The 6683-nt window shown below is 57.6% G+C and carries 6 protein-coding genes; 4 read left to right on the top strand and 2 right to left on the bottom strand.

All coding sequences use genetic code 11. The features are described 5' to 3' along the window. Positions 1-106: 106 nt before the first annotated feature. A complete protein-coding gene (gene argS, locus NW819_RS10410) occupies positions 107-1903 on the bottom strand; it encodes an arginine--tRNA ligase (RefSeq protein WP_414413694.1) in 1797 nt (598 codons plus the stop codon). Positions 1904-2391: 488 nt separating this feature from the next. On the opposite strand from argS, the gene NW819_RS10405 reads away from it, so the two are divergent. From NW819_RS10405 to NW819_RS10395, 3 genes are all read left to right on the top strand, one after another. Further along, entirely contained in the window at positions 2392-3306 is a 915-nt protein-coding gene (locus NW819_RS10405; RefSeq protein ID WP_414408637.1) for an ABC transporter substrate-binding protein, read from the top strand. A gap of 421 nt (positions 3307-3727) precedes the next feature. Further along, the gene (locus NW819_RS10400; protein WP_414413693.1) at positions 3728-4552 is read left to right on the top strand and encodes an electron transfer flavoprotein subunit beta/FixA family protein; all 825 of its coding nucleotides are present in this window, start codon (positions 3728-3730) and stop codon (positions 4550-4552) included. A gap of 221 nt (positions 4553-4773) precedes the next feature. Beyond that, entirely contained in the window at positions 4774-5892 is a 1119-nt protein-coding gene (locus NW819_RS10395) for an electron transfer flavoprotein subunit alpha/FixB family protein (protein WP_414413692.1), read from the top strand. Between the two features lie 22 nt (positions 5893-5914). Here the strand turns inward: NW819_RS10395 and NW819_RS10390 are convergent, their stop codons facing one another. Then, positions 5915-6199, bottom strand: a complete 285-nt coding sequence (locus tag NW819_RS10390; protein ID WP_011433534.1) for a YggT family protein — start codon at positions 6197-6199, stop codon at positions 5915-5917. 233 nt (positions 6200-6432) lie between these two features. Between NW819_RS10390 and NW819_RS10385 the strand changes: the two genes are divergently transcribed. After that, positions 6433-6683: DUF4388 domain-containing protein (locus NW819_RS10385; RefSeq protein ID WP_414413691.1), on the top strand; the 251-nt coding region annotated here is incomplete at its 3' end.

Raw genomic sequence — 6683 nt, 5'->3', positions numbered from 1 at the left:
GACTATGCGTTGTGGAACGGTTTATTGCAATTGACCTACTCGCGACCGCTATAGCTGGCTTCCGCCCAGAGCGTGAGCTGGGGGCCTTACGGCACTCCTTCGTAAATCACATAGACTCCGGCGCGCTCAGGCCGAGAATGCCGGTGAGGACGTTAAACAAAACCTGCTGCGTGGCCTGCACCAATTGGATGCGGGCTTGGGCCAAAAGGGGATCCTCTTTCAAGAGCGGCAAAATACGGCAGTTGTCGTAAAACTTGTTGAAATCGGCGGCGATGGCTTCTGCATAGCGGATGATCTTGTGGGGAGCGCGCTCTTCGGCAGCGGCGATCAGCTCATCCGGCAAGGCCAACAAGCGCAGCAGCAGGGCCCGCTCTTCTGGCTCTTTGTAGGGCAGTTTTTGTTGCTCCGTCAAAGGGACTTTGTTGGTCAGTTCAACCTTTTCTTCTTCCTGTAGCCGCCGCAGCAGAGTGCAACAGCGGGCATGGCTGTAGTGAACATACACGACCGGGTTATCGAAAGTTTGCTTGACGGCCAAATCCAAATCGAAGTTGATGGGGCTGTCCATGCTGCTGCTAAGCAAAAACCAGCGGGCTGCATCGACCCCCACGCCAATTTCTGGATCTTCGATCAGGTCATTGAGTGAGACAAAGTTGCCGGTGCGCTTGGACATGCGCACTTCGGTTTTCTCACCGGTTTGCGGGTCGGTTTTGAACAATTTGACAAATTGTCCAATCAAGATTTCCAGCTTGACATCTGGGCTGAAGGCACCCACCGCCGCCTTTAAGCGGCCGATATAGCCATGGTGATCCGAGCCAAGAATGTTGATCAGCCGGTGATATCCCCGCTGCACTTTATCCCGGTGGTAGGCAATATCGGCGGCTAGATAAGTGAACGAACCATCGGCCTTTTGCACCACCCGATCCTTGTCGTCGCCAAATTCTTGGGTTTTGAAATAGACGGCCTCTTCGGCCCCTGGCTTGGGATCCTCACCCCGCGGCGCTTTGGCTTTGTAGAGAAAGCCGCGCTCTTGCAGCTCCTGCAAAGCTTGCTGGATGGCGCTCAGGCCTGTCTGGGGATCGGGGGTGTGCAGGCGGCGCTCGCTAAACCAGTGATCAAACTCGGTGCGTAGTTGTTGCAGGGTCTGCTTTTGCCAGGCCAGCATTTCCCCATAGGCAAAATCGGTGTACTCCTCTAGGGTGGTGGGCAGAGGGCGGATCCCGGCCTTGACCTGACCCAACAGCCGCCGGGCAATATCGACCAAGTAACTGCCATGGTAGGCATCTTCGGGCAGAGCCACCTCTTCCCCCTGCAGTTGCCGCACCCGCACCTCCAGAGACTGGCCCAAGAGCCGCATCTGGTTGCCGGCATCGTTGATGTAAAACTCCCGCTCCACCTGGTGGCCCGTCCAGTGCAGCAAGTTGGCCAACGTAGAGCCAACGGCAGCCCAGCGCCCATGGCCGACGTGCAAAGGCCCCGTCGGGTTGGCGGAGACAAACTCCAGCAGAATGCGCTCAGGATGGGGAATGGCTGTTTTGCCGAAGTTTTCTCCCAGATGCAGCAGCTCTTGCAAGCGCTTGGCCAAAAAGGGATCCCCCAGCCGGAAGTTGATAAACCCGGCCCCCGCCACCTGGGTTTCGATGTCCGGCAGATCCAGATGGCTCTGCAGGGTTTGGGCAATCTGTGTCGGTGCCATGCGACAGGCTTTGGCCATGCCCAGGGGGGTGGGACAGGCGTAATCGCCGTAGCGAGGGTCGCTGGGGATCTGGATCACGGGGGCAATCGCTGTGGCTTGCTGGGGGGCCAGGGATCCCAGTTGCCCCGCCTCTGAGGCCCGTCGAATGCTCTCGGCTACGGCGGCGGTGAGAAACCGAATCAGCGAGGTGGATACGGGTTGAGTGGCCATGGCTGTTCGTGTCGGCAGACGTCGAGAGAGGTTCCAGGGATGCCTGGGGCAGTAAAAGCATCATCATATCGACAGCCAACCGGCTCTGACAAAATCTGACAAAAGAATAGATGCTCCTCCAGCCAAACTTTGCTTTTGCTCGCCTGCTTTGCGAAGATGGCTCTGACAAATTGACGGGACAGAGCTTTAGGCCAAGCTTTTGGGTACAAAGTATCACCGAATACAAAAGTTTAACTCTGCTTTGCTAAGTTGTTTGGCGGTAATGCTCGCCTTCCCGCTTGCGGATTTCTGCTGAGACAGCTGCTGTGGAGTTTACTAGTATGTCCATCCCGAAATCGTCGCGTCGTCAATTCCTTCAATCTGCTGCTGCGGCTGCCTCTTGGGTTGCCGTTGGAGGGCTAAAGGCGAGGGCTCAGAGCCGCGGGCCGCTTCTGGTTTCCCAGGGACTGACGCCCCTGAAGTTTACCCTCTCTTGGTTGCCCTCTTCGATGGATACCCCCCTTGTAACGGCGATCTTGAAGGGCTACTTCGCCGAAGAGGGGCTGGAGGTCACCTACGAGCGCGGCTATGGCTCCGCCGATTCCATCACCAAGATTGCCGCTGGCCAGTACGACCTGGGGGAAGGGGATCCCTACTCCATGATCGAGTTCAATGCCAAAAATCCGGACGTGCCCTTGGTAGCGATCTATGTCCACTTCAATCGCTCTCCCTTTGGCATCTACACCTTGAAAGATAAGGGCATTGGGGAGCCGGCCCAACTGGCGGGCAAGAAGCTAGGAGCACCGGCAGGGGATGCGCCGCGTCGGCTCTGGCCGGTCTTTGCCAAGCAAGTCGGCATCGATCCGGGCTCGGTGGAGTGGGTAACTATGGAGCCGCAGTTGCGCGAACCTTTCCTCATCCAAGGTCGGGTGGATGCCATCAGCGGCTTTATGACCTCAGCCATGCCCAATCTGGTGCGGGGCGGCGTCAGCTTGGAGGACATCACGGCTTTCCTTTACAACGACTATGGCCTTGAGCTGTACGGCAATGCGCTCATCACTCGTGTGCAATTGCTGCAGGAAAAACCGGAGCAGCTCAAAGCTTTTTTGCGGGCGTATGTTAAGGGTTGGCAAGACACCATCCGCGACACCGATGGCAACATGTTGGCCCTTCTGGACAAAGCCAAAGCCGAGGGGCAGGTGCTGGATATGGCAACTGAGAAATTGCGCCTCGCCCTGGCCATGCCGCGCCTGTTTGTTACCGATGAGGTGCGAGAAATTGGCTTGGGGGATGTGGTGCCCGCGCGTATGGAAACCTCAATTGCTCAGGTGGTGGATGGCTTTGGCTTGTCTAGCAAGCCCCCTTTGAAGAAAGTGTTTGACAACAGCCTGCTTCCCCCAAAATCCGAGCGGATGATCGGCTGATCTGGATGATCCGGTACCAACTTTGAGGCCTCTGTCTGTTGACTTTTGCAGACAGCTAGCCCTTCCTGCCAGCTGGTCAACTTTTCTCGATGACCGGTGAGAGACGTAGCTCAAAGGCCTACGGCCCGCTGTCGCGATTGGCTCTGTCATCCAAGCGAGATATTCCCAAAGCTTGTCCTGTTCACAGGAGGGAGCCCAAATTTCTCTTGAGGGGAGAACCGCAAGCGACCCAGAGCAGTGAGGAAATATCTCAAACTTTGTTTAAGGTTACTTAAACTTGGGAAACCAATGTGCTGGGAAAGGCAGCTTATGAGGGCTTAATGCCGGGGTGGCTTTTCCGATCCCGAAAAAAAGCTGAATAAGTGTGTGGCGCCCAGGGATCCCTTTTAACCTGGAGGGGATCACTAGGGAGTTTAGGCCCTTGGAAACTTTTGTTCTGATTAAGCAAGTTCCCGATCAAAACGCCAAGGCCGGCATCAACAGTGACGGCACGATCGATCGCGCCAAGGCCAAGCGGATGTTAAACCCTTTTGATCGCTATGCACTGGAAGCAGCTCTGCAAACCAAACGGCAGCATGGGGCGAGAGTAACGGCAATTACAATGGGGCCACCCCCGGCCATTGAGGTGCTCTACGAGGCCATTGCCCACGGGGTGGATCGGGGTATTTTGATGACCGACCGCCGCTTGGCCGCTTCCGATACCCTAGCCACTGCCTATACTCTGGCCCAGACGGTTCGCTATGCTGGCCGGCCCGATGTGATCTTCTGCGGGCTCCAGACCACCGACGGCGATACGGCCCAGGTGGGGCCGCAGTTGGCGGAGCGGTTGGGGATCCCTCAGGTCACCTATTGCGAAGCCTTCGAGATTCGGGATGGGATCCTGGTGGCGCGGCGGGCCATCGAAGGGGGATCCCAGATCGTGATGGTGCCCCTGCCGGTTTTGATCACGGTGGCCAATTCCGCTCGGCGTTTGGCCTACCCCACCCTACGGGGTGTGCAGCGGGTGCAGCGGCTGATGCGGGATGAGGCGGCACGGGCCGAGGCGATCCAGATCCTCAACTTGGACGATGTGGGGGCAGACCCGGAGCGCTGCGGTCTCAAGGGATCTCCGACCATCGTGGCTGCCACCGAAAAAGTGGGGGAAATTGGCGGCAACTGTCAGGTCTTTCAAGGACAATCCGTCCCCCAACTGGTCAACCAACTAACTCAGGCCGTTGACCTCTTCCGCTACGCGGCAACTTCCTAGATCTTCTGCCTTGCATCCCTCTGGCCAATTCTTATCTCCATCACCTTTCAATCCTCATCGTCTCATCTATCGATCCCAGGGTGGCTAGCCGGCGAAAGCTCCCGGTTTTGGGCGGTGAAAAGTTAACTCAGAAAGACTCTGCTGACCTCGTCGCAATTGCAACACCCAAGATTGCCCTCGACCCGATTCAATCCCGATCTCAACCTAGGAGTCACAGTTTTATGGATCGCAAGCGGATAGTGGTCTTCGCCGAGCAGGTGAACGGGGAACTGCAGCCCATTGGCTTAGAGTTGTTGGGGGCCGGGCGGCGGCTGGCCGATAAGCTGGGAGCCACCTTGAGCGCTCTTGTGCTTGGATACAACATTGCCCACTTGCCCCCAATTCTGATCGGCCACGGGGCAGATCAAGTCTTCATTGCCGATCATCCGGAGTTGGCCGAATACCGCACCTTGCCCTACCGCCGGGTGATCACGGACTTGATCAAAAGCTGGCCCCAACCACCCCACACCATCCTGCTGGGATCCACCACCACCGGGCGAGATCTGGCCCCTCGCTTGGCCGCCCACCTGGAGACCGGCCTGACCGCTGACTGCACCGAGCTGGACATTGGCCCCTTCGAGTACACCAACAGCAAAGATCCCAACAAGTCCGGCCTCTTCCCCGACTGCCTTTATGCCATCCGGCCCAGCTTCGGCGAATCTCTCAAGGCTCGCATCCTCGGCCCCTGGAAAAACCCGCAAATGGCCACAGTACGACCAGGGGTGATGGTGCCCCTGCCCTGGGACAGATCCCGCCAGGGGGAAGTGATCCCGGTGCCGGTCAACTTGGATCCCGGCGATCTGCGCCTGCAGATTGTGGAAACGGTGCGCAACCTGTCCCAGGCGGTAGATCTCACCCGCGCCAAGGTGATCGTTTCCGGCGGCTACGGGCTGGGATCCCCAGAGGGATTTGAGCTGTTGAGGGAGTTGGCCGCTTGTTTTCCCAACAGCGCTGTCGGCTCCTCCCGCAAGGCCGTGGATTCTGGGTGGATCCCCTATGCCCACCAGGTGGGCCAAACCGGCAAGACCGTCCGCCCCCAGCTCTACATCGCCTGCGGCATTTCTGGGGCCATTCAACATCGCGTGGGCATGGACAAATCCCAGACGATCATTGCCATCAACAAAGACAGCGCCGCTCCTATCTTCAAATTTGCCCACTACGGCATTGTCGGGGATCTCTACCAGGTGGTGCCGGAGCTGATCCGGCAACTGCGACAGAGACAGGAGGAGCTCCGAGAAGGCGCCGAGGGCCAGCCTTTCCAGAGCCTCGGCGAGCGGATCCCAATTTTGCAGAGTCGATGAGAGATGGTTGGCAAAAACGCTCTCAGTGCAGGGCCATTGTCAGCAGCCCCTGCTGCCCCAGCAACACCTCCCGCAACAGGGTAACCAGGCCCACCCAAACCACAGGGGCCATGTCCACACCTCCCAGAGGCGGGATCAGGCGACGGGTCGGGCGCAACAGAAACTCCGTCAGGCCGACCACCAACGAGTAGGGCAACCGAGAAGTATCCAGTTGCGGATACCACGACAGAAAGATGCGCAGCACAAACAGGAGGGTGTAGAGCGCCAACAGTGGGCCAAGCACCCAAGAGGTGAGAATTGGCAGCATAGGTTACTCAAAGAACAGGTTTACTGGTGGCAGTTCTCTCCATTTTGCTCTAATTGGGAGGGTCTGCTGGAGTCCAGAGATACCTCGGGGAATGCAGGCGCTCGGCCCAAGTCAAACCCCAACTTTTTTAAACTTTAACCCTCTTCCCGAAAATGGCCTTACCGGCGGGGCAGCAACAGTTAAAGACTAGCGTCATAATAGACGTATCTTGCTGGACTGCAGGCAGGGATCCCATGCAAGGAAAACTACAAGAGATCGATATCCGCAGCATCCTTCAGCTCATCGAGCTGGGCCAGCGCACCGGTGAGCTTTTTGTAGAGGCCAGCCCCTCTGTCTACTGGTTTGTCTTCTTCCTGAATGGGCGGATTATCTACGCCTCTGAAACGGAAGGGAACATTGCCCGCCTCAGAGACTATCTGCACCGCTTCAAGCTGGAAGCCGCCCTGGAGGAAATTCAAATTCCCCACAAAGCCGCGGTCAACGC

The organism is Synechococcus sp. R8-2, from assembly GCF_047461715.1.
In the GTDB taxonomy this organism is placed as follows: Bacteria; Cyanobacteriota; Cyanobacteriia; order Thermostichales; family Thermostichaceae; genus Thermostichus.
This window is presented reverse-complemented; position numbering and strand designations above follow the sequence as displayed.

Bases quoted from the DNA above. Each gene is read 5' to 3' on its own strand.
- argS (WP_414413694.1), bottom strand. From the start codon at position 1,903: ATGGCCACTCAACCCGTATCCACCTCGCTGATTCGGTTTCTCACCGCC.
- NW819_RS10405 (WP_414408637.1), top strand. From the start codon at position 2,392: ATGGATACCCCCCTTGTAACGGCGATCTTGAAGGGCTACTTCGCCGAA.
- NW819_RS10395 (WP_414413692.1), top strand. From the start codon at position 4,774: ATGGATCGCAAGCGGATAGTGGTCTTCGCCGAGCAGGTGAACGGGGAA.
- NW819_RS10390 (WP_011433534.1), bottom strand. From the start codon at position 6,199: ATGCTGCCAATTCTCACCTCTTGGGTGCTTGGCCCACTGTTGGCGCTC.